This window comes from Streptomyces sp. NPDC043996 (genome assembly GCF_056435225.1).
This window is the reverse complement of the sequence record NZ_JBWKEY010000015.1, coordinates 63,871-84,336: the sequence shown is the minus strand read 5'-3', so window position 1 is coordinate 84,336 and position 20,466 is coordinate 63,871. Positions and strand designations below refer to the sequence as shown.

18 protein-coding genes and 1 riboswitch are annotated in these 20,466 nt (G+C 73.9%); of the genes, 8 read left to right on the top strand and 10 right to left on the bottom strand.

Going from position 1 to position 20,466, the window contains the following annotated elements; all coding sequences use genetic code 11:
• Positions 1 to 24: 24 nt before the first annotated feature.
• The 9 genes from AC07A4_RS32995 to AC07A4_RS32955 all read right to left on the bottom strand — a co-directional run bounded on the left by AC07A4_RS32995 (position 25) and on the right by AC07A4_RS32955 (position 9,047).
• On the bottom strand, positions 25 to 828 hold the full coding sequence (locus AC07A4_RS32995; protein WP_478605857.1) for an enoyl-CoA hydratase: 804 nt from the start codon (positions 826 to 828) through the stop codon (positions 25 to 27).
• Positions 825 to 1,784: a 3-hydroxyisobutyrate dehydrogenase gene (gene mmsB, locus AC07A4_RS32990; protein ID WP_478605855.1), complete on the bottom strand. Its 960-nt coding sequence runs from the start codon at positions 1,782 to 1,784 to the stop codon at positions 825 to 827. Before mmsB ends, AC07A4_RS32995 begins: the two co-directional genes overlap by 4 nt.
• Positions 1,781 to 2,881, bottom strand: a complete 1,101-nt coding sequence (locus AC07A4_RS32985; RefSeq protein WP_478605852.1) for an enoyl-CoA hydratase/isomerase family protein — start codon at positions 2,879 to 2,881, stop codon at positions 1,781 to 1,783. The genes mmsB and AC07A4_RS32985 overlap by 4 nt, the downstream gene beginning before the upstream one ends.
• Positions 2,878 to 4,029 carry an acyl-CoA dehydrogenase family protein gene (locus AC07A4_RS32980; RefSeq protein WP_478605850.1) on the bottom strand — a complete coding sequence of 384 codons (1,152 nt, stop codon included), beginning with the start codon at positions 4,027 to 4,029 and terminating at the stop codon, positions 2,878 to 2,880. Before AC07A4_RS32980 ends, AC07A4_RS32985 begins: the two co-directional genes overlap by 4 nt.
• A gap of 8 nt (positions 4,030 to 4,037) precedes the next feature.
• Positions 4,038 to 5,537 (bottom strand): CoA-acylating methylmalonate-semialdehyde dehydrogenase, encoded by a 1,500-nt coding sequence (locus tag AC07A4_RS32975; RefSeq protein WP_478605848.1) that lies wholly within the window; start codon positions 5,535 to 5,537, stop codon positions 4,038 to 4,040.
• Positions 5,538 to 5,713: 176 nt separating this feature from the next.
• A riboswitch (cobalamin riboswitch) is annotated at positions 5,714 to 5,894 on the bottom strand.
• A 92-nt stretch (positions 5,895 to 5,986) separates the two neighbouring features.
• Complete coding sequence (locus AC07A4_RS32970) at positions 5,987 to 6,562, bottom strand: N-acetyltransferase family protein (RefSeq protein WP_478606251.1); 576 nt, start codon at positions 6,560 to 6,562, stop codon at positions 5,987 to 5,989.
• A gap of 264 nt (positions 6,563 to 6,826) precedes the next feature.
• Positions 6,827 to 7,396: a TetR/AcrR family transcriptional regulator gene (locus tag AC07A4_RS32965; protein ID WP_478605846.1), complete on the bottom strand. Its 570-nt coding sequence runs from the start codon at positions 7,394 to 7,396 to the stop codon at positions 6,827 to 6,829.
• Between the two features lie 30 nt (positions 7,397 to 7,426).
• On the bottom strand, positions 7,427 to 8,854 hold the full coding sequence (locus tag AC07A4_RS32960) for an amidase (protein WP_478605844.1): 1,428 nt from the start codon (positions 8,852 to 8,854) through the stop codon (positions 7,427 to 7,429).
• Positions 8,841 to 9,047 (bottom strand): hypothetical protein, encoded by a 207-nt coding sequence (locus AC07A4_RS32955; protein WP_478605842.1) that lies wholly within the window; start codon positions 9,045 to 9,047, stop codon positions 8,841 to 8,843. Before AC07A4_RS32955 ends, AC07A4_RS32960 begins: the two co-directional genes overlap by 14 nt.
• A 127-nt stretch (positions 9,048 to 9,174) precedes the next feature.
• Here AC07A4_RS32955 and AC07A4_RS32950 point away from each other — a divergent pair, with 127 nt between their 5' ends.
• The 8 genes from AC07A4_RS32950 to kdpA all read left to right on the top strand — a co-directional run bounded on the left by AC07A4_RS32950 (position 9,175) and on the right by kdpA (position 18,635).
• The gene (locus tag AC07A4_RS32950) at positions 9,175 to 10,119 is read left to right on the top strand and encodes an MBL fold metallo-hydrolase (RefSeq protein WP_478605839.1); all 945 of its coding nucleotides are present in this window, start codon (positions 9,175 to 9,177) and stop codon (positions 10,117 to 10,119) included.
• 160 nt (positions 10,120 to 10,279) lie between these two features.
• Positions 10,280 to 11,341, top strand: a complete 1,062-nt coding sequence (locus AC07A4_RS32945; protein ID WP_478605837.1) for a chitinase — start codon at positions 10,280 to 10,282, stop codon at positions 11,339 to 11,341.
• A 197-nt stretch (positions 11,342 to 11,538) separates the two neighbouring features.
• Positions 11,539 to 12,075 (top strand): universal stress protein, encoded by a 537-nt coding sequence (locus AC07A4_RS32940; RefSeq protein WP_478605835.1) that lies wholly within the window; start codon positions 11,539 to 11,541, stop codon positions 12,073 to 12,075.
• 281 nt (positions 12,076 to 12,356) lie between these two features.
• The gene (lysA, locus tag AC07A4_RS32935; RefSeq protein WP_478605833.1) at positions 12,357 to 13,691 is read left to right on the top strand and encodes a diaminopimelate decarboxylase; all 1,335 of its coding nucleotides are present in this window, start codon (positions 12,357 to 12,359) and stop codon (positions 13,689 to 13,691) included.
• 120 nt (positions 13,692 to 13,811) lie between these two features.
• Complete coding sequence (kdpF, locus tag AC07A4_RS32930; protein ID WP_478605831.1) at positions 13,812 to 13,901, top strand: K(+)-transporting ATPase subunit F; 90 nt, start codon at positions 13,812 to 13,814, stop codon at positions 13,899 to 13,901.
• Entirely contained in the window at positions 13,901 to 16,075 is a 2,175-nt protein-coding gene (gene kdpB, locus AC07A4_RS32925) for a potassium-transporting ATPase subunit KdpB (RefSeq protein WP_478605828.1), read from the top strand. Before kdpF ends, kdpB begins: the two co-directional genes overlap by 1 nt.
• A gap of 2 nt (positions 16,076 to 16,077) precedes the next feature.
• Positions 16,078 to 16,983, top strand: coding sequence for a potassium-transporting ATPase subunit C (locus AC07A4_RS32920; RefSeq protein WP_478605826.1), 906 nt, complete (start codon positions 16,078 to 16,080; stop codon positions 16,981 to 16,983).
• A gap of 2 nt (positions 16,984 to 16,985) precedes the next feature.
• A complete protein-coding gene (kdpA, locus tag AC07A4_RS32915) occupies positions 16,986 to 18,635 on the top strand; it encodes a potassium-transporting ATPase subunit KdpA (protein ID WP_478605824.1) in 1,650 nt (549 codons plus the stop codon).
• 6 nt (positions 18,636 to 18,641) lie between these two features.
• Here kdpA and AC07A4_RS32910 read toward each other — a convergent pair whose 3' ends face one another.
• Positions 18,642 to 20,456 carry an APC family permease gene (locus tag AC07A4_RS32910; RefSeq protein WP_478605821.1) on the bottom strand — a complete coding sequence of 605 codons (1,815 nt, stop codon included), beginning with the start codon at positions 20,454 to 20,456 and terminating at the stop codon, positions 18,642 to 18,644.
• Positions 20,457 to 20,466 lie beyond the last annotated feature (10 nt).

Below are 20,466 nucleotides of genomic sequence, written 5' to 3'. Positions count from 1 at the left end.
GCTCGGCGCGCGCGGGCCGCGCCGCTACCGGTGGCGGAACTCCGGCGCCCGCTTGTCCACGAACGCCGCCATGCCCTCCTTCTGGTCGGCGGTCGCGAACACCGCGTGGAACAGGCGCCGTTCGAAACGGACGCCCTCGGCGAGGGTCGTCTCGAAGGCGCGGTCGACGGCCTCCTTGGCCATCATGGCGACGGGCAGGGACATGCCCGCCACGGTCTCGGCGACCGCGAGCGCCTCGCTGAGCAGGTCTTCGGCGGGCACGATCCGCGACACGAGCCCGGCGCGCTCGGCCTCGGCGGCGTCCATGGTGCGTCCGGTCAGGCACAGCTCCATGGCCTTCGCCTTGCCGATCGCGCGGGTCAGGCGCTGGGAGCCGCCGATGCCGGGGATCACCCCGAGTTTGATCTCGGGCTGGCCGAAGACGGCGGTGTCGGCGGCGAGCAGGATGTCGCAGAGCATGGCGAGTTCGCAGCCGCCGCCGAGGGCGTAGCCGGAGACGGCCGCGACGGTCGGCGTGCGCAGCCGCCCGAGCCGGTCCCAGGCCGTGAACCAGTCGCTCAGGTACATGTCCATGTACCCCTGCGGGCGCATCTCCTTGATGTCGGCGCCCGCCGCGAACGCCTTCGCGGAGCCGGTCAGGACGACGCAGCCGACGTCCGGGTCCCGGTCGAGGGCCTCGGTCGCCGCGACGACCTCCTCCATCACCTTCAGGTTCAGCGCGTTCAGCGCTTTCGGCCGGTCCAGCGTCAGCAGGGCGACACGGCCCTTGCGCTCGACGCGGATGGTCTCGTACGGCGCCTCGCCCGCCGCCTCGTGCGTGTCCGTCATCGCCCTTGCTCCTGTCCGTGCCCGTGTCCGTGTCCGTGCTCGGCCGCGGCGGTCGCCGGGCCCGTGTCCGACCGCTCCCTGATCGCGCGCACGATCCCGGAGAAGTCCTCGCCGCCGCCCGCCCCTTCGGCGAAGGCCGCGTACAACGCGGCGGCCCGCAGCCCCAGTTCGGCGTCGACGCCGCCCAGGCGCGCCGCGTTGGCGGCGAGGCTGAGGTCCTTGGCCATCAGGGGCGCGGCGAAGCCGGGCCGGTAGTCGCGGTTGGCGGGCGAGGCGGGGACCGGGCCCGGCACCGGGCAGTTGGTGGTGAGCGCCCAGCACTGGCCCGACGCCGTGGACGCCACGTCGTACAGCGCCTGGTGGGACAGGCCGAGGCTCTCGCCGAGGACGAAGGCCTCACTGACGGCGATCATGGAGATGCCGAGGATCATGTTGTTGCAGATCTTCGCCGCCTGTCCGGCGCCCTCCGCGCCGCAGTGGACGGCCCTGCTGCCCATGACGGCGAGCAGCGGCTCGGCGCGCGCGAAGGCGTGCTTGGTGCCGCCGACCATGAAGGTGAGCGTGCCCGCCTCCGCGCCCATGACGCCGCCGGAGACCGGCGCGTCCACGGCCTGGTGCCCAGCGGCGACGACGGCCTGGTGGGCGGCGCGCGCGTCGGCGACGTCGATCGTGGAGCAGTCCACGAACAGCGTCCCGGGCCGGGCCGCCGCCAGCAGGCCCTCGTCGCGGTAGAGCGCGAGGACGTGGCGGCCCGCGGGCAGCATCGTGACGACGACGTCGGCGTGCTCGGCGGCCGCCACGGCCGAAGGCGCGGCCTCGACGCCCGCCGCGACGGCCGCGTCGAGCGCCTCGGGCACGAGGTCGTGGCCGAGCACGCGGTGGCCCGCCTTGACGAGGCCCGCGGCCATGGGCCCGCCCATGTGGCCGAGGCCCACGAACGCGATGACGGTGCTCACCAGGGCACCTCCGTTGCGGTGTCGTGCCCGGCGAGGCGCAGTTCGCCCTCGCCGAGCGGCTGGAAGTAGCGGGCCACGTCGTCGTCGGTGACGTCGGCGAGCGTGGCGGGGGACCAGCGCGGGGCGCGGTCCTTGTCGATGACCTGGGCGCGGATGCCCTCGACGAGGTCGGCGGAGGCCAGGGCCGCGCACGAGACGCGGTACTCCTGCTCCAGGACGCGCTCCAGGGGGCCGAGCCGCCGGGCCCGGCGCAGCGCGGCGAGGGTGACCTTCAGGGCGGTGGGCGACTTGCCGAGCAGGGTCTCGGCGGCCTCCTTCGCGGCGGGCGCGCCGTGGTCCTGGAGCCGCTGGACGATCTCCTCGACGGTGTCCGCGCGGTAGCAGGCGTCGATCCACTCGCGCCGCTCGTCGAGCACTCCGGGCGGCGGTTCGGCGACGTGCCGGGCGAGGACGTCGTGCACGGGGTCGGCGGCGAGGTCCGCGACGAGGCGGGGCAGCAGGTGCGACGGCACGAAGTGGTCGGCCAGGCCGCACAGGAGCGCGTCGCGGGCGCCCACCGGCTCGCCCGTGAGGGCCAGATGGGTGCCGAGTTCGCCGGGCGCGAGGGCGAGGAGATAGGTGCCGCCCACGTCCGGGGCGAAGCCGATGCCCGTCTCCGGCATGGCGATCCGGGACCGCTCGGTGACGACGCGGACGCCGCCGTGGGCCGAGATCCCGACGCCGCCGCCCATGACGATGCCGTCCATCACGGCCACGTACGGCTTGGGGTAGCGCGCGATGCGGGCGTTGAGCCGGTACTCGTCGCGCCAGAACGCGGCGGACGCGCTCCCTCCGGTGCGGGCGTCCTCGTGGATCGCGCGGATGTCGCCGCCCGCGCACAGGCCGCGCTCCCCCGCGCCGGTGACCACGACCACCTGGACGGCCGGGTCGTTCTCCCAGGCGGTCAGGGCCGCGTCGACGTCGCGCACCATCGCGTGGGTCAGGGCGTTCAGGGCGCGCGGCCGGTTCAGGACGACGTACGCGGCGCGGCCCTCGGTGCGGGTGAGCACCTCGTCGGCGGCGGGCGGCGGGGCGGCGCCCTGTCGGGCGGCGGTCATCGCACGGCTCCCGTCAGGCCGCGGGCCACGATGAGGCGCATGATCTCGTTCGTTCCTTCCAGGATGCGGTGGACCCGCAGGTCGCGGACCAGCTTCTCGATGCCGTACTCGGTCAGGTAGCCGTAGCCGCCGTGGAGTTGCAGGGCGCGGTCGGCGACGGAGTGGCCGGTGTCGGTGGCGAACCGCTTGGCCATGGCGCACAGCTGGGGCGCCTGCTTGTCGCCCTGGTCGAGGGCGTCGGCGGCCTGGCGGACCAGGGCGCGGGCGGCGGCGAGTTCGGTCGCCATGTCGGCGAGCTCGAACCGGAGCGCCTGGGCTTCGAGCAGCGGCGCCCCGAAGGCCTCCCGGTCCGCGAGGTGGGTCAGGCTGCGGTCGAGGGCGCTGCGGGCGCCGCCGAGGGAGCAGGCGGCGATGCCGAGGCGGCCGCCGTTCAGGGCGTTCATGGCGATGCGGAAGCCGTTGCCCTCGCCGCCGAGCAGCCGGTCGGCGGACACGCGCACGCCGTCGAGGATGACCTGGCGGGTCGGCTGGGCGTTCCAGCCCATCTTCTTCTCGTTGGCGCCGAAGGACAGGCCGGGGTCGTCGCGTTCGACGACGAACGCGGACACCCCGTCGGGGCCTTCGCCGCCGGTGCGGGCCATCACCACGTACAGGTGGGAGGCGCCCGCGCCGGAGATGAACTGCTTGACGCCGGTGAGGACGTAGCCGTCGCCGTCGCGCTCGGCGCGGGTGCTCAGCGCGGCGGCGTCCGAGCCCGCCCCCGGTTCGGTGAGGCAGTAGCTGGCGAGCAGGTCCATGGTGGTGAGCGAGGTGAGCCAGCGGGCGCGCTGGGCCTCGTCGCCGTAGTGGTCGATCATCCAGGCGACCATGTTGTGGATGGACAGGTAGCCCGCGACGGACGGGCAGCCGGAGGCGAGCGCCTCGAAGACAAGGACGCCGTCGGCGCGGGTCAGGCCTGAGCCGCCCGCGTCCTCGCGGACGTAGACGCCGCCGAGGCCGAGCCCGGCCGCCTTGCGCAGCACGTCGACGGGGAAGTGCTTGTCCTGGTCCCAGGCGAGGGCGTGGGGGGCGAGGTGTTCCTCGGCGAAGTCGAGGGTGGTCTCGACGAGCGCGAGCTGGTCCTCGGTGAGCAGGGTGGTGGTCGTCATGGGTCCGCTCATCCCATCGTCGGGATCGTGAAGCTGGCGCCTTCCTTGGTCCCGGAGGGCCAGCGCGAGGTGACGGTCTTGGTGCGGGTGTAGAAGCGGATGGCGTCGGGGCCGTGCTGGTTCAGGTCGCCGAATCCGGAGCGCTTCCAGCCGCCGAAGGTGTGGTACGCGACGGGGACCGGGATGGGGACGTTGACGCCGACCATGCCGGTGTCGACGCGGCGGGTGAAGTCGCGGGCCGTGTCGCCGTCGCGGGTGAACAGGGCGACGCCGTTGCCGTAGGGGTGCTCGGTGGGCAGCCGCAGCGCCTCTTCGTAGTCGGCGGCGCGGACCACGGACAGGACCGGGCCGAAGATCTCCTCCTGGTAGATCCGCATGTCCGGGGTGACGCGGTCGAAGAGCGAGGCGCCCGCGAAGAAGCCGCCCTCGTGGCCGGGCAGGGTGAAGCCGCGGCCGTCGACGACGAGTTCGGCGCCCTCCTTCACGCCGAGGTCGACGTAGGAGCGGACGCGGTCGACGGCGTCGGGGCCGACGAGCGGCCCGAAGTCGGCCTCGGGGTCGTCCGAGCGGCCGATCCGCAGGGCGCCGACGCGCTCCTTGAGGCGGGCGACGAGGGCGTCGGCGGTGGCCTCGCCGACCGGGACGGCCACGGAGATGGCCATGCAGCGCTCGCCCGCGGAGCCGTAGCCCGCGCCGATCAGCGCGTCCACGGCCTGGTCGAGGTCGGCGTCCGGCATCACGATCATGTGGTTCTTGGCGCCGCCGAAGCACTGGGCGCGCTTGCCGTGGGCGGCGGCGGTGGCGTAGACGTGCGCGGCGATGGGGGTGGAGCCGACGAAGCCGAGCGCCTTGACGCGCGGGTCCTCCAGGAGCGTGTCGACGGACTCCTTGCCGCCGTTGACGACGTTCAGGACGCCGGGCGGCAGGCCCGCTTCGAGGAACAGCTCGGCGAGGCGCAGCGGGACGGAGGGGGCGCGCTCCGAGGGCTTGAGGATGAAGGCGTTGCCGCAGGCGAGGGCGGGTGCGGCCTTCCACAGGGGGATCATCGCGGGGAAGTTGAAGGGCGTGATCCCGGCGACGACGCCGAGGGGGCGGCGCAGGGAGTGCACGTCGATGCCGGTGCCGGCGTTGTCGGTGAACTCGCCCTTGAGGAGGTGCGGGATGCCCGCGGCGAACTCCACGACCTCCAGGCCGCGCTGGAGGTCGCCGTGTGCGTCGGCGACGGTCTTGCCGTGCTCGGACGACAACAGCCGGGCGAGGGCGTCGCGTTCGCCCTCCACGAGCTGGAGGAACCGCAGCAGCACGCGGGCGCGGCGCTGCGGGTTCCACTCGCCCCACGCGTGCTGCGCCTCGACGGCGTCGGCGATCGCCGCCTCGGTGTCCGCGCGGCTGGCGAGCGGTACGCGCGCCTGCACGTCACCGGTGTTGGGGTCGTACACGTCGGCGTGCGTTCCCGAGGTTCCCGGGGTGTGCTCGCCGCCGATGAGATGGGTCAGTTCACGGACCATGGGGAGCCTGCTTCTTTCGTCAGGTGGGGTCCGGGGATGGCAGGGCTGGGCCGCGTGCCGCGTCGGGGCACGCCGAACAGCTTTCAGGCAGCGGGGGTCACCGCTCGCAGGACCGGTTCTCCAGGGTCGCGGGTGCGCACCGGGGCCATGCGTGTCTGCTCCATCCTCGTGGACAACACGGAAAACATCCCGCGGCCGGTATCCTGACTCCCGGATCAGCGCGCGTCCCCTCGCCTTCCCAACGGACTTCTCCGTCAGTGGCGTTCGAGCCTTTGTGGGAACGCACTCCCCGGTCACAGTGGCGGGACCGCGCCGGATTCACACCGGCTTCCCTGCACCGCGGGCCTTCGACACGAAGATATACTTGGACGTCCTAGTAAGTCCACAGCGGCCAACCCCTGCGCCACCCCTGTCCGGCACCCGGGACGGGGGCAGATGAGGCCGGATGGCTATAGGGGCGTGACGGTGGCAGTGCGCCCGGGGTGGTGCGGGCCGAGGAAGACGGCGGTGGCGAAGCCGTTCGGCGCGGGGTGGGTGGCCTGCCGCCAGCCCAGTCGCTCGTAGAAGCGGACGGTGGCCTCGGCCTTCGTGGAGGTGAGCAGCCAGCTGCGGCCGTCGGGGGCGTCGCGGGTGACCGCGTCGAGGAGCGCCCGGCCAAGGCCCCGCCCGTGCGCGTCGGGAGCGACGGCGAGTTCGTCGACCTCCAGGCCGCCGCACAGCCACGCGGCGGTGCGCTCGGCGCCGAGCGCTGCGGTGACGTGCGGGTAGGAACGGGTGCCGGGCAGGGGCGTCGCGGAGGTCCAGGCGGTGGCGAAGCCGAGTACCCGCTCGCCGTCGAGCGCCACCGCGCCCGTGAATCCGGGCCGGTCCACGTCGTGGACGAGACGCTCCACGTAGACGTCGGCCTCGGCGGGGTCCTCGTTCCAGGGCGGCTCGGCGAACGCGGCGGCGTAGACCGCGCGGACGCCGTCGCGGTGGGCGAGCAGCGCGGGGCCGGGCAGTCGGCGCACGACGGGGGCGGCCATCAGGCGGCCCTCGCGCCGGTCCCGGCCGGACGCGGCACGCCTGCGCCGCCCCTGACTGTGCTCATCACTGCCCACCCCACTCCCGCCGACGCCTTATTGCTGGGTCAGTGTAGTTGCAAACCTTGTGCAATAAGAGGGTGGGAAGGTCCGCCCGCGCGAGGGGTACGTGGTCGTGGAAGCGGCGGGCGGCCGGGTGCCTGAGGTGCGGGTTCGGCCGGGTGCGGGTCCAGCCGGGTGCGCGGTGGGCGCCCGGCCCGGGGGGCGTCAGCGCCCGTGCCCGGCCAGGACGGCCTCGGCGAGTTCGCGCGCGTAGGCCGGGGTCAGCCCTTCGGGCCGGAACAGGACGCGGAACAGGAGCGGGGCGACGACGTGGTCCATGACGGCCTCGCGGTCCGGCAGCGGGCCCTCGCCGCGCTCGGCGGCACGGGCCAGGACGAGGTCGATCTGCTCGGCGGAGTAGTCGGAGCAGCGGCCCGCGTTGCCGCCGTCCGGGTCGCCGAGGAGGGCGTCGCGCAGGAAGGCCCGGCCCGGCGCGGACGACATCTCCTCCAGGAAGTGCTCGGACCACGCGGTGAGGTCGGCGCGCAGGCCGCCGTGGTCCGGCGGCGGCGCCTCGGGCCGCAGCCGCTCGACCGCCACGTCCGACAGGAGCTCCTGGAGGTCGCCCCAGCGGCGGTAGATCGTCGACGGCGTGACCCCGGCCCTGGCCGCGACCAGCGGCACGGTCAGGGCCGCGCGGCCCTGCTCCGCCTCCAGTTCGCGCACCGCCGTGTGCACGGACGCCTGCACCCGGGCGCTGCGCCCGCCGGGTCGGGCCATGGGCCTGGGACTCATACCGGACACCTTAACGCAAATTCCTAGCTTCTACGGGGTCGGGGCGGCCCGTGGAAGGGTGGCACCGGCGGCGGCCGGGTCCGGGTCCGGGTCCGGGGCGAGCGCACCCGCGTCCGGCCGGGTCCGCTCGTACGCCCGACCGGCCCGCAGCACCGTCCACTCCCCCAGGGGGCGCCCGATGAGCTGCATGCCGATGGGCAGGCCCGCGCCGTCGCGCCCCACCGGGACGGTCAGGGACGGTAGGCCGGTGATGTTGGCGGGGGCGGACAGCCGTACGTACGCGTCGGGGACGGTCTCGACCGTGCCGTCGGGCCAGGTCACCGCCGCCTGGTCCCGGGGAGCGGCGGTCACGGGCACGGCGGGCGCGGCGACGACGTCGACGGCGGTGTCCGTCAGGAGCCGTGCCCACTCGCGGCGCATCAGGGTCCGGGCGCGCTGGGCCCGCAGGTGGTCGCCCGCGCCCATCAGCTCCCCGGCCTCCAGCAGGACGCGCACGTCGTCCCCGTACAGTTCGGGCGTCGCGCGCAGGGTCCGCTCGTGGTTGGCGGTGGCCTCGGGGACCATCAGGCCCCACTGGACCGCCTGGACGTAGCGCGTCATGGGGATGCGGACGTCGACGAGCCGGGCCCCGAGGTCGCGGAGTCGGTCTATGGCGGCGCGCACGGCGGCCGCGACGTCGTCGGCGACCTGGTCGAAGTAGTAGTTCACCGGGACGCCGACCCGAAGGCCCGTCAGATCGCCCAGATCGCCCTCGGGCAGGGGGCGTTCGGGGCTGCCTCCGGTGAGGGCGGAGAGGACGAGGGCGGCGTCATCGGCCGTGCGCGTGAGCGGGCCGACGTGGTCCAGGGACCAGGACAGGGAGGTCACCCCGTCCGTGGGGACGAGGCCGTAGGTGGGCTTCAGGCCCACGACGCCGTTGAGCGCGGCCGGGACCCGGATGGAGCCGCCGGTGTCGGTGCCGATCGAGAACGTGGCCGCCCCGGCCGCGACGGCGACGGCCGAGCCGCCGCTGGAGCCGCCCGCGACCCGGCCCGCGTCCCAGGCGTTGCGGGTCTGCGGGGTCGTCAGGCCGTAGGCGAACTCGTGGGTGTGGGCCTTGCCGAGCAGGACCGCCCCGGCCCGCGCGAGCCGGGCGGCCACGGCGCTGTCCCGCGTCGCCCTGTGGCCGTCCCGGACGCGTGAACCGGCGCCGGTGGGCCAGCCCTTGACGTCGACGAGGTCCTTCAGGGCGAGCGGGACGCCGTGCAGCGGCCCGCGGCGGCGCCCGGCCGCGAGCTCGCGCTCCGCGTGCGCGGCGGCGGCGCGGGCGGCCTCGGGGCGCAGGGCGGCGTACGCGTTCAGGGCGGGCTCGACCCGGTCGATCCGCGCGAGGACGGAGTCGGTGAGCTCCACCGGGGACAGTTCGCGGGCCGCGATCGCGGCGGCCGCGTCGGCGAGGGTCAGCTCAAAGGGCCGCATCGCGCACCTCCGCCCCCGCGGTCGCGGGCGCCACGCCGGTCAGGTCGAGCTCGCGCAGCACGGCGACCACGGACTGGATGTGGCGGGCGGTGGCCGTCACGGCGTCGAGGCGATCGTCGGCGAGCGGGAGCCCGGCACGCAGGGCCTGACGGGCCGCTTCGCGGGGGTCGAGTTCGAGTTCGGCAGGGGGCATGGGGCGTCCTTCCGGGGCACACGGCAAAAGCTAAGTGTTTGCGTTAGGTGAGCCTAGGGGCTAATGTCCACTAACGCAAAGTCGTAGCTTTTAAAGCCGCGGCGCCCGCCGACGCCTGGAGCGACCTATGCAGCACCCCACCGCGCCCGCCCACACCGCGCCCGCCGAGACCCCCGGGACGCCCGCGCCCCCCGACACCCCCGAAACCCCCACCTGGACCCTCGGCGACCTCACCGTCCACCGCGTCGACGAGCTCACCCTGCCGCCGGAGACCGGCGCCTGGCTCCTGCCCGACGCCACGCCCGGCCTGGTCGGCCAAAGCCCCTGGCTCGCCCCGGACTTCGCCGACGCCGACGGGGTCCTGCGCGCCTCGGTCCAGTCCTTCGCGTTCACCCTGGACGGCCTGCGCGTGCTCGTCGACACGGGCATCGGCAACGGCAAGCGGCGCGCGAACCCCGCCTGGGACGGCCTGGACACCGACTACCTCGACCGCCTCGCGGCCGCGGGCCTCCCGCCCGAGTCGGTCGACCTCGTGCTCCTCACCCATCTGCACGCCGACCACGTCGGCTGGAACACCCGCATGGAGGGCGGGAGTTGGGTGCCCACCTTCCCCAACGCCCGTTACGTCACGGCCCGCGCGGAGTGGGACCACTGGACGTCCGTGGAAGTGGACGAGTCCCGGCGCCAGATGCTCGACGACTCGGTGCACCCCATCAAGGAGGCGGGCCTGCTCGACCTCGTCGACACCGCCGACGGGCCCGTCACCCTCACCCCGGGCCTCACCCTCCTGCCCACGCCCGGCCACACCCCCGGCCACGTCAGCGTCGAACTGCGCGGCGCCGACGGCACCGCGGTCATCACCGGCGACGCCGTCCACCACCCCGTCCAGCTGGCCCACCCCGGCCTGAACAGCTGCGCGGACACCGACACCGCGCAGGCCGCGCGGTCCCGCGCCGCCCTGCTCGCCGCCGCCGCGGACAGCGGGACGCTGCTGCTCGGCACCCACTTCGCGCCGCCGACGGCGGGCCGGGTGGTCGCCGACGGGGACGCCTACCGCCTGGAGCGGCCCTGAGCGGCGAGCCCGCGCGCGGTCGACGTACGTGACGTATCACCGCACAACTCCCCGACCAGCGGCCCGCATTGGACCAGACCTATTGACGACAGGTCTATACCTACTTACCGTCTGCCGCATCACATCCCATCCGTAGCACGGCCTCCCGAGGGAGCACGCGATGATCGGTCGGACGGTACGTCTGTTGGGAGCGGCGCTCGCGCTGGCCTTCGCGGCACAGTTGCCGGCCGCGGCGGCGCCGGACGCGCCGAGAGCACCCCAGGAAGAGACCTGCGCGGTCAAGTCAAAGCCCGCGGGCAAGGTGCTCCAGGGCTACTGGGAGAACTGGGACGGCGCGGCGAACGGGGTGCACCCGCCGTTCGGCTGGACCCCGATCACCGACTCCCGCATGGGCGCGCACGGTTACAACGTCTTCAACGCCGCCTTCCCGGTCATCCGCTCCGACGGCACCGTGCTGTGGGAGGACGGCATGGACGCGACGGTGAAGGTGGCCACGCCCGCCGAGATGTGCCAGGCGAAGGCGAACGGCGCCACCATCCTGATGTCCATCGGCGGCGCGACGGCCGGGATCGACCTCAGTTCGAGCACCGTCGCCGACCGCTTCGTCGAGACCATCGTGCCGATCCTGAAGAAGTACAACTTCGACGGGATCGACATCGACATCGAGACGGGCCTCGTCGGCAGCGGCAACATCAACCAGCTGTCGCCCTCGCAGTCCAACCTGATCCGCATCATCGACGGCGTGCTCGCCAAGATGCCGTCCAACTTCGGCCTGACGATGGCCCCGGAGACGGCGTACGTCACCGGCGGCAGCGTCGTGTACGGCTCCATCTGGGGCGCGTACCTGCCGATCGTCAAGAAGTACGCGGACAACGGCCGCCTGTGGTGGCTGAACATGCAGTACTACAACGGCAGCATGTACGGCTGCTCCGGCGACTCCTACTCCGCGGGCACCGTCCAGGGCTTCGTCGCCCAGACCGACTGCCTCAACAAGGGCCTGGTCATCCAGGGCACCACGATCAAGGTGCCGTACGACAAGCAGGTGCCGGGGCTCCCGGCGCAGCCGGGCGCGGGCGGCGGCCACATGTCGCCGAGCCTGGTCTCGCAGGCCTGGAACCACTACAACGGCGCCCTCAAGGGCCTGATGACCTGGTCGATCAACTGGGACGGCTCCCGGAACTGGACGTTCGGCGACAACGTCAAGCGGCTCCAGGGACGCTGAGCCCACCCGGTGGCGGGGGCGCCCGGCACGCCCCCGCCACCAGGACTCCTTGACCCGCCCGCGGCACCCGGGCGCGTCAAGGAGCCGTCATGACTGGCGCCGTGGGCGTCAGACCCGCGCCAACACCGGCCGCCTCCCGCGCGCCGAGGCGTGACCTTGGACTCTCGGGTCCCAGGAGTCGTACGAGGTGGTCAGCGGTGCACGGTGTCGAAGGACGGCGGGTCCTCGTCGGAGTCAGCGGGTCGTGGAGCAGCCTCACCGCCCTGCACCGGGGCGCCGACGAGGCGCGGCGGACCGGCGCGGTGCTCGTGCCCGTGCTCGCCTGGGCGCCGCCCGGCGGCGAGCTCGGCTACCGCAGGGCGGTGGCGCCGCCCTCCCGCGAGACGCTGCGCGCGCAGGCCGCGCGGCGGCTGCTCACGGCCGTCGACGACGCCTTCGGGCCGAGGGGCCCCGGCGTCCCCTGGGAGGGCCTCGTCGTGCGCGGCGCGCCCGGTCCCGCGCTCGTGGACTGCGCCGACGCGGCCGGTGACGTGCTCGTCGTCGGCGCGGGGCGGCGCGGCGGGCTGCGGCACCTGCTGTTCGGCTCGGTGGTGCGCTACTGCGTCGCGCACGCCGACTGCCCGGTCCTCGCCGTGCCGCCCTCGCCGCTCCAGCGGGAACTCACCTCGGTCCACCGGCGCATCGGCAGACTGCTGCCCCTTGACGCCCGCGAACTCACCGAAGGACGCGCCTGACAGGACCGTCGGCACCCGCCCCGTCAGCATCGCGTTACGGGACCGGGCGCCCGCGTCAAGCACCCGTCAGCGAGGTGGAGCGGCCCCGGGCCGCCGGGCATAGCGTCACCGACAGCACGCGCGGCCCCCGGCCGCGCGGCGCCCTTCGACTGTCACGTTTCGCGAGGAGCACCACCACCATGGCGCCTGTCGAGTACTCCGAGGACCCCGAGCCTTCCGAACCCGGCGCGGCCGAGCCGCCGTCCGTTCCGGCCCTCCTGATCGGCTGAGGGGGCCACGTCATGACTGTCTCCCCCGCCGTCGCACCGGCCGCCGACACCGAGGGCCTCACGGTGTGGCCGCGCTCCGCGCGCGCCGCCGACGACGCCGACGTCCAGGTCGGCGGCGTCTCGCTCACCGAGGCCGCAGGCCGCTTCGGCACCCCGCTGTACGTCCTCGACGAGGACGAGGTCCGCGAGCGCTGCCGCGCCTACCGCACCGCCTTCCCCGAAGCCGACGTCGTCTACGCCGCCAAGGCCTTCCTGTGCCGGGCGCTCGTGCGCTGGGTGCACGAGGAGGGCCTCGGCCTCGACGTGTGCTCCGCCGGTGAACTCGCCCTGGCCGCCGCGAGCGGCTTCCCGCCGGAGCGGATCATCCTGCACGGCAACGCCAAGAGCCCCGAGGACCTGGAGCTCGCCGTGCGGCTCGGCGTCGGGCGCGTCGTCGTCGACAGCACCTCGGAGATCGCGCGGCTCGCCGCCCTGGTCCCGGCGGGCTCCCGCCAGGGCGTCATGGTGCGCGTGGTGCCGGGCGTCGCCGCGGGCGGCCACGCGAAGGTGCGCACCGGCACCGAGGACCAGAAGTTCGGCCTGTCGATCACCGACGGCTCCGCGCAGCACGCCGTCGCCCGCGTCCTCGGCCAGCCGCGCCTCGAACTCGTCGGCCTGCACTGCCACATCGGCTCCCAGATCACCGCCGTCAAGCCGTACGTCGCCGCGGTGCGCCGCATGGTCGGACTCCTCGCCCGCGTCCGCGACCAGCACGGCCTCGAACTGCCGCAGCTGAACATCGGCGGCGGCCACGGCATCGCCTACCGGCCCGGCGAGGACAGCCTGAACGTGTCCGTGCTCGCGGGCCGCGTGCGCGCCGAGCTTGAGGACGGCTGCGCCCGCTCGGGGCTGCCCGTGCCGCGGCTCACCATCGAGCCGGGCCGCGCGGTCGTCGGGCCCGCCGGAGTCGCCGTCTACCGGGTGCTCGCGGTCAAGCGGACGGGCACGCGCACGTTCGTCGCCGTCGACGGCGGCATGAGCGACAACCCCCGGCCCGCGCTGTACGGCGTGCGCTACGCGCCCCGTCTGATCGGCCGTCACTCCGTGGTGCCGCCAGAGCTCGTGACCGTCGTGGGGCGCCACTGCGAGGCCGGTGACGTCCTGGCCGACGAGGTGCCGCTGCCCGGTGACGTGCGGCCCGGCGACCTGCTCGCCGTGCCCGCCGCCGGGGCGTACCACCTGTCGATGGCCTCCGGCTACAACCTGGTCGGGCGGCCGCCGGTGGTGGCCGTCGCGCACGGCGCCGCGCGCACCCTCGTACGGCGCGAGTCCCTGGACGACATGAGCCTGCGCGACATCGGGCTCTGACCCGCCGCGCCCGCCCTCGGGCGGCGGCCCCCCGGCGGGGCCGCCGCGCCGCGCCCCTGCCGCGCGCCCGTACGCACCTCCATCCGCCGCTTTCCCAACTATGAGCACGAGGTCTCCTCGATGTCCGTGGAAAACGTCGTCGGCCTGATCGTGGCCGTCGCCCTGCTCGCCTACCTCGTGGTGGCGCTGATCAAGCCGGAGCGCTTCTGATGACCGCTCCCCCGCTGCTCGAGCCGGCCACCGACGCCCCTGTCCGGAGCCCGGAACCCGGGCCGCCGCGCCGCGTTGGCGCGGGCCTGCTCGACCCGGTGCAGCTGTGGCGCGCGCTGCCGCGGGCGCTGCGCAAGCTCAACCCGCTCACGCTCGTGCGCAACCCCGTCATGTTCGTCACCGAGGTCGGCGCCGCGCTCACCACCGGTATCGCCGTGGTCGACCCGAGCGGCTTCGGCCTGCTCATCACCTGCTGGCTCTGGCTGACGGTGGTCTTCGCCAACCTCGCCGAGGCCGTGGCCGAGAGCCGCGGCAAGGCCCAGGCGGACTCCCTGCGCAGGACGCGGCAGCAGACCACGGCGCGCCGCCTCGCGGGCTGGGAGCCCGGCGCGGCCCCCGGCGGCTACGTCGAGGAGGCCGTGGGCGCCGGGGAGTTGCGGCGCGGCGACATCGTGTCGGTGCCCGCGGGCGAGCTCGTGCCCGGCGACGGCGATGTCATCGAGGACGCGGCGAGCGTCGACGAGTCCGCGATCACCGGCGAGTCCGCGCCCGTCATCCGCGAGTCCGGCGGCGACCGCAGCGCCGTGACCGGCGGCACCCGGGTGCTCTCCGACCAGCTGGTCGTACGGATCACGCAGGAGCCCGGCGAGAGCTTCCTGGACCGCATGATCTCCCTGGTGGAGGGCGCCGACCGGAAGAAGACCCCCAACGAGCTGGCGCTCAACTTGCTGCTCGTGATGCTGACGTTCGTCTTCCTGGTCGCGGTCGTCACGCTCCAGCCGATGGCGATCTTCTCCAAGGAGGCCATGGGCGCGGCCCCCGACACCGCGGCGCTGACCTCGGACGGCGTCACCGGCATCGTCCTGGTCTCGCTGCTCGTCTGCCTGATCCCGACGACGATCGGCGCGCTGCTCTCGGCCATCGGCATCGCGGGCATGGACCGCCTGGTGCAGCGCAACGTGCTCGCCATGTCCGGGCGCGCGGTGGAGGCCGCGGGCGATGTGCACACCCTGCTCCTGGACAAGACCGGCACCATCACCTACGGCAACCGGCGCGCGAGCGCCTTCCTGCCGGTGGGCGGGGTCGCCATGGACCGCCTCGCGCGGGCCGCGCTGCTCTCCAGCCTCGCCGACGAGACCCCCGAGGGCCGGTCGATCGTCGAGTACGCCAACACCGAGCACCACTCCGTCGTCGAGGGCACGCGGGACGCGCGCGGTGCCCAGTGGGTGCCGTTCACCGCCGTCACCCGGATGTCGGGCGTGGACCTGCCGTCGGGGCGGCGGCTGCGCAAGGGCGCGGCGGCCTCGGTCGCCGCGTGGGTGCGCGAGGAGGGCTCCGCCGTGCCCGCGTCCCTCGACGCCGCCGTCAAGGAGGTCTCGGCCGCCGGTGGCACGCCGCTGGCCGTGGCCGAGCTGACGCCCGAAGGCACCGCCGAGGTGCTCGGCGTCATCCACCTCAAGGACGTCGTCAAGCCTGGTCTGCGCGCCCGCTTCGACGAGCTGCGCGCCATGGGCATCCGCACCGTCATGATCACCGGTGACAACCCGGTGACCGCCAAGGCCATCGCCGACGAGGCGGGCGTCGACGACTTCCTCGCCGAGGCCACCCCCGAGGACAAGCTCGCCCTGATCGAGAGGGAGCAGGAGGGCGGCAAGCTCGTCGCGATGACCGGCGACGGCACCAACGACGCCCCGGCCCTCGCCAGGGCGGACGTCGGCGTCGCGATGAACACCGGTACGTCGGCCGCCAAGGAGGCCGGCAACATGGTCGACCTCGACTCCGACCCCACGAAGATCATCGAGATCGTGGAGATCGGCAAGCAGCTCCTCATCACGCGCGGCGCCCTGACCACGTTCTCCATCGCCAACGACATCGCGAAGTACTTCGCGATCCTGCCCGCGATGTTCGCCGCCGTGTACCCGGGGCTCGGCCGCCTCGACGTCATGGGCCTGCACTCGCCCCTTTCGGCGATCCTGTCCGCGGTCGTCTTCAACGCCCTGGTCATCGTGGCGCTGATCCCGCTCGCCCTGCGCGGCGTGCGCTACCGGCCTGCGTCGGCCTCCGCGCTGCTGACCCGGAACCTGTGGGTCTACGGCCTCGGCGGTGTCATCGCGCCGTTCCTCGCCATCAAATTCATCGACTTCGCCCTCGTCCAGTTCGTCCCAGGGGTCTGACCATGAACCACCGACTGCCGCCCTGGCTCGCCCAGAACACCGTGGCCGTGCGCGTCGTCCTGCTGCTCACCCTGCTCACCGGCCTCGCCTATCCGCTGGCCATGACGGCCGCCGCGCAGCTGCCAGGACTGCGCGAGAAGGCCGAGGGGGCCCTGGTGAAGGGCGCCGACGGCCACGCCGCGGGCAGCTCGCTCATCGGCCAGTCCTTCCTCGACGACAAGGGCGATCCGCTGCGCGCGTACTTCCAGTCGCGGCCCTCGAACGCCGGTACGGGCTACGACGGCACGGCCTCCGGCGCGGGCAACCAGGGCCCGGAGTCCGTCGTCGACGCCCCGGACAAGCCGAGCCTGCTCACCCTGGTGTGCGCCCGCGGCAAGCGGGTCGCCGACCTCGAAGGCGTCGACGGCTCGCGTCCGTTCTGCACGCCCGACGGCGTCGGCGCGGTGCTCGGCGTGTTCCGCGAGGACGGCACCACGGGCGCGGTCACCAAGGTCGTCAGCCTCAACCAGGCCTGCCCCGCCAAGCCGTTCGTCGCCTCCTACCAGGGCACCGCCGTCACCTGCGCGAAGCCAGGGGCCGACTACCGCCGCGCCCTGACCGTGCCGGTGCGCGGCGACGCCCCGGCGCGGCCGGAGGTGCCCGCCGACGCCGTCACCGCGAGCGCCAGCGGACTCGACCCGCACATCAGCCCCGCGTACGCGCGGCTCCAGGCGCCGCGCGTAGCCCGTGAGCGCGGCCTGAGCGCGGACGCGGTCCGCGCCCTGATCAAGAAGCACACCACCGGCCGCGCCCTCGGCGTGTTCGGCGAGCCCGGCGTCAACGTCGTGGAGCTGAACATCGCGCTGGACCGCGACCACCCCGCCCGGCCGGAGACGACGTCCCCGGCCCTGTCGAAGCAGGGAGCCTGACCATGGCGGCCTGGATCCAGGCATCGCTCGTCCTCGCCGTGGTCGTGGGCCTGCACGTGCCGCTCGGTGACTACATGGCCCGCGTCCTGGACGGCGGGAGACACACCCGGGCGGAGCGGGCCGTCTACCGCGTGTGCGGCGTCGCCCCCGACAAGCAGCAGAACTGGAAGCACTACCTCACCGCGCTGCTCGCGTTCACGGCGATGAGCGTCGCCGCCCTGTTCGCCCTGTTCACGCTCCAGGACGAGCTGCCCTGGTCGACGGGGCACGCGGGCATGCCGTGGCGCACCGCCCTGCACACGGCGGTGTCGTTCACCACCAACACCAGCTGGCAGAACTACGCGGGTGAGTCCACCACCGGGCACCTCGCGGTGATGGCGGGCCTCGGCGTGCAGGCGTTCGCCTCCGCGGCCGTCGGCATCTGCGTGGCCCTCGTCCTGATCCGCGGCCTCACCCGCCGCTCGACGGACGACCTCGGCAACTTCTGGGTCGACCTGCTGCGCACCGTCTTCCGCCTCCTCGTCCCGATCGCGGTCGTCGGCGGCCTGGTCCTGATGGCGGGCGGCGTCATCCAGAGCCTCGGCGACGCCCGGGTCCTCGACACCGTCACGGGCGCCGAGCAGACCCTCCTGGACGGACCCGTGGCCGCCTGGGAGCCGGTGAAGCTGTTCTCCGGCGACGGCGGCGGCGTCTTCAACGCCAGCAGCGCGCACCCCTACGAGAACCCCACCGCGTGGACGAACGCCTTCGAGATCGTCCTGATGCTCCTCATCCCGACCGCGTGCGTGCGCATGTTCGGCCGGATGATCGGCAGCACCCGGCAGGGCTGGACGCTCCTGACGGTCGTCGGCATCCTCTTCGGCCTGCTCCTCGCGGCCGGTTCGCTCGCCCAGACGGCAGGCACCGGCACCGTCACCGAGGCGGTCGGCGGCCCCTACGAGGGCACCGAGACCCGTATCGGCGTGCCCGGCTCCACCCTGTTCGGCGTGTCCGCCACCGCCACGGCGGACGGCGCGGCCAACGCGTCGTACGACAGCTTCTCGAGCCTCGGCGGCGGGGTGCTGCTCTCCGCGATGATGCTCGGCGAGGTCGCCCCCGGCGGCACAGGCAGCGGTCTGTACGGCCTGGTCGTGGTGGTCCTCGTCGCCGTGTTCATCGGCGGTCTGATGGTCGGCCGCACCCCCGAGTACCTGCGCAAGCGCATCGGGTACGGCGAGATGCGCTGGGTCGTGGTGTACGCGCTGATCCCGCCCACGGTGATCCTCTCCTGCACGGGCCTGTCGCTGGCCACGGACCACGGCCAGAGCTCCATGGGCAATCAGGGTGCCCACGGACTGACCGAGCTGATCTACGCCTACACCAGCAACACCATGAGCAACGGCAGTTCGATGGCCGGTTTCAACGGCGCCACCGACTTCCACAACCTGCTGATGGTGGTGGCGATGCTCGCCGGGCGCTATCTGCCGATGGTCTGCGTCCTCGCCCTGGCCGGGCGCCTGGCGCGGCAGCGGCCCGGTGTGGAGACGGTGGGCACGCTGCGCGCGCAGGGCCCCAACTTCGTGGTCCTGGCCACGGCGGCCTCGGTGCTCCTCGCGCTGCTCAACTTCCTGCCCGCCCTGTCGCTCGGGGCGGTGGCCGACGGCACGATGTAGCGCGGCTCAGACGCGCAGCCGGTACGGCAGCACGCACACGACGACGTCGGTGCGGGCGCGCAGCGCGGCGGCGAGGAGCAGGCCCCGCTGGTTCTGCAGGATGCGGTAGCGGCGGTGGCGCGGCTCGACCTCCGGGATGAGCACGGCCACCTGCCGTCCGCACTCCGCGACCCGCCGTACGTACGCGACGACCGGCTCCACCAGCGAGCGGTGCGGGCTGTCGATGACGTCGAGCCGCACCCCGGGGTCCCAGCGGTCCCACCGCTCCTGAAGGGCCCGCGCCGCCGCCGGGTCGGAGTGCACGGCGACGGCGACGACCTCGCGCCCGAGTCCGCGCGCCGCCGTCAGCGCGGCGTGGGCGAGCCTGCTGACCTCGCCGACGGGCACGATGACCAGGCAGTCGGCGCGCTCCAGGGGCGGCGGCACCTCGCCGAGCCGAAGTTCGCGCCGCACCTCGGTGTAATACCGCTCGATCCGTGAGAAGAGCAGCATCAGCAGCGGGACGGCCACCGTCACCACCCAGGCGCCCTCCAGGAACTTGCTGGTCAGGAGCACGATCCCGGCGGCGCAGGTGAGGAGCGCCCCGAACCCGTTGAGCAGCGCGCGCGGCAGCCAGCCCGGCGGCCGCCGCCGCGCCCAGTGCAGCACGAGGCCGGTCTGGCTGATGGTGAAGCCGACGAAGACGCCGATGGCGAACAGCGGCACCATGCGGTGGGTGTCGGCGTCGACGGCGACGAGCAGCAGTATGGCGAGCAGCGCGAGGGCCACGACGCCCCAGCGGTACACGGGCCGTTCCGTGCGCAGCCCGAACAGGTGCGGCAGCCGGTGGTCCTTGGCGAGCAGGCTCATCAGGACGGGAAGGCCGCCGAAGCTGGTGTTGGCGGCGAGCAGCAGCGCCAGGGCGACGACGAGGTTGGTGGCGTAGTAGGGCCAGCCGGTGCCGAAGGAGCCCGCGGTGAGCTGGGCGAGCACGGTGACGCCGCCCCGGGGTTCGACGCCGTCCCTGCGGATCAGGACGGCGATGCCGATGAGCATCAGCGCGAGCAGCGACCCCAGCATCAGCTCGGTGCGCTGGGCGCGCTTGACGCGGGGCTCCCGGAAGGCGGGCACGCCGTTGGAGATGGCCTCGACGCCGGTGAGCGCCGAGCAGCCCGAGGCGAACGCCTTCAGGATCAGGACGGCGCCGAGCGCCTCGGTGACGTGGACGGGTTCGGGGTGCCCCACGGCCGCGACGGGCTCCGAGCGGGCGAGCCCGACGGCGATCACGGCGAGGACGGTCCCCACGAACACCACGGTCGGCACGATCAGTGCCCGGGCGCTCTCGGCGACGCCGCGCAGATTGACGGCGGTGAGGAGCGCGAGCCCGATCAGCGTGACCGGCAGCAGGTTGGCGCCGACCCAGGGGAACGCGGAGGCGAGGCTCGCCGCGCCCGCCGCGAGGCTGACGGTCACGGTCAGCACGTAGTCGACGACGAGGCTGGCCGCGGCGAGCAGGCTCACGCGCCGCCCGAGGTCCTTCTTCGCCACGGCGTAGGCGCCGCCGCCGTCCGGGTGCACGGCGATGACCTGCCCGTAGCTCACCACGAGCACGGCGAGGAGCACCGCGATGACCAGCGTCACGGGCAGCGTCGCCGACACCGCCCCGGCGCCCGCCGCGGCCAGGACGAGGACGATCGCCTCGGGCCCGTAGGCGACCGAGCTGAGCGCGTCCAGGGACAGCGCCGCGAGCCCTTCGAAGCTGGTCAGATGGTGCTTGCCGCCTTCGCCGTGGCGCAGCGGGACACGCGGGCGCAGTTGGCGGCGGGCCAGGCCATATGCCATGCGGCGACCT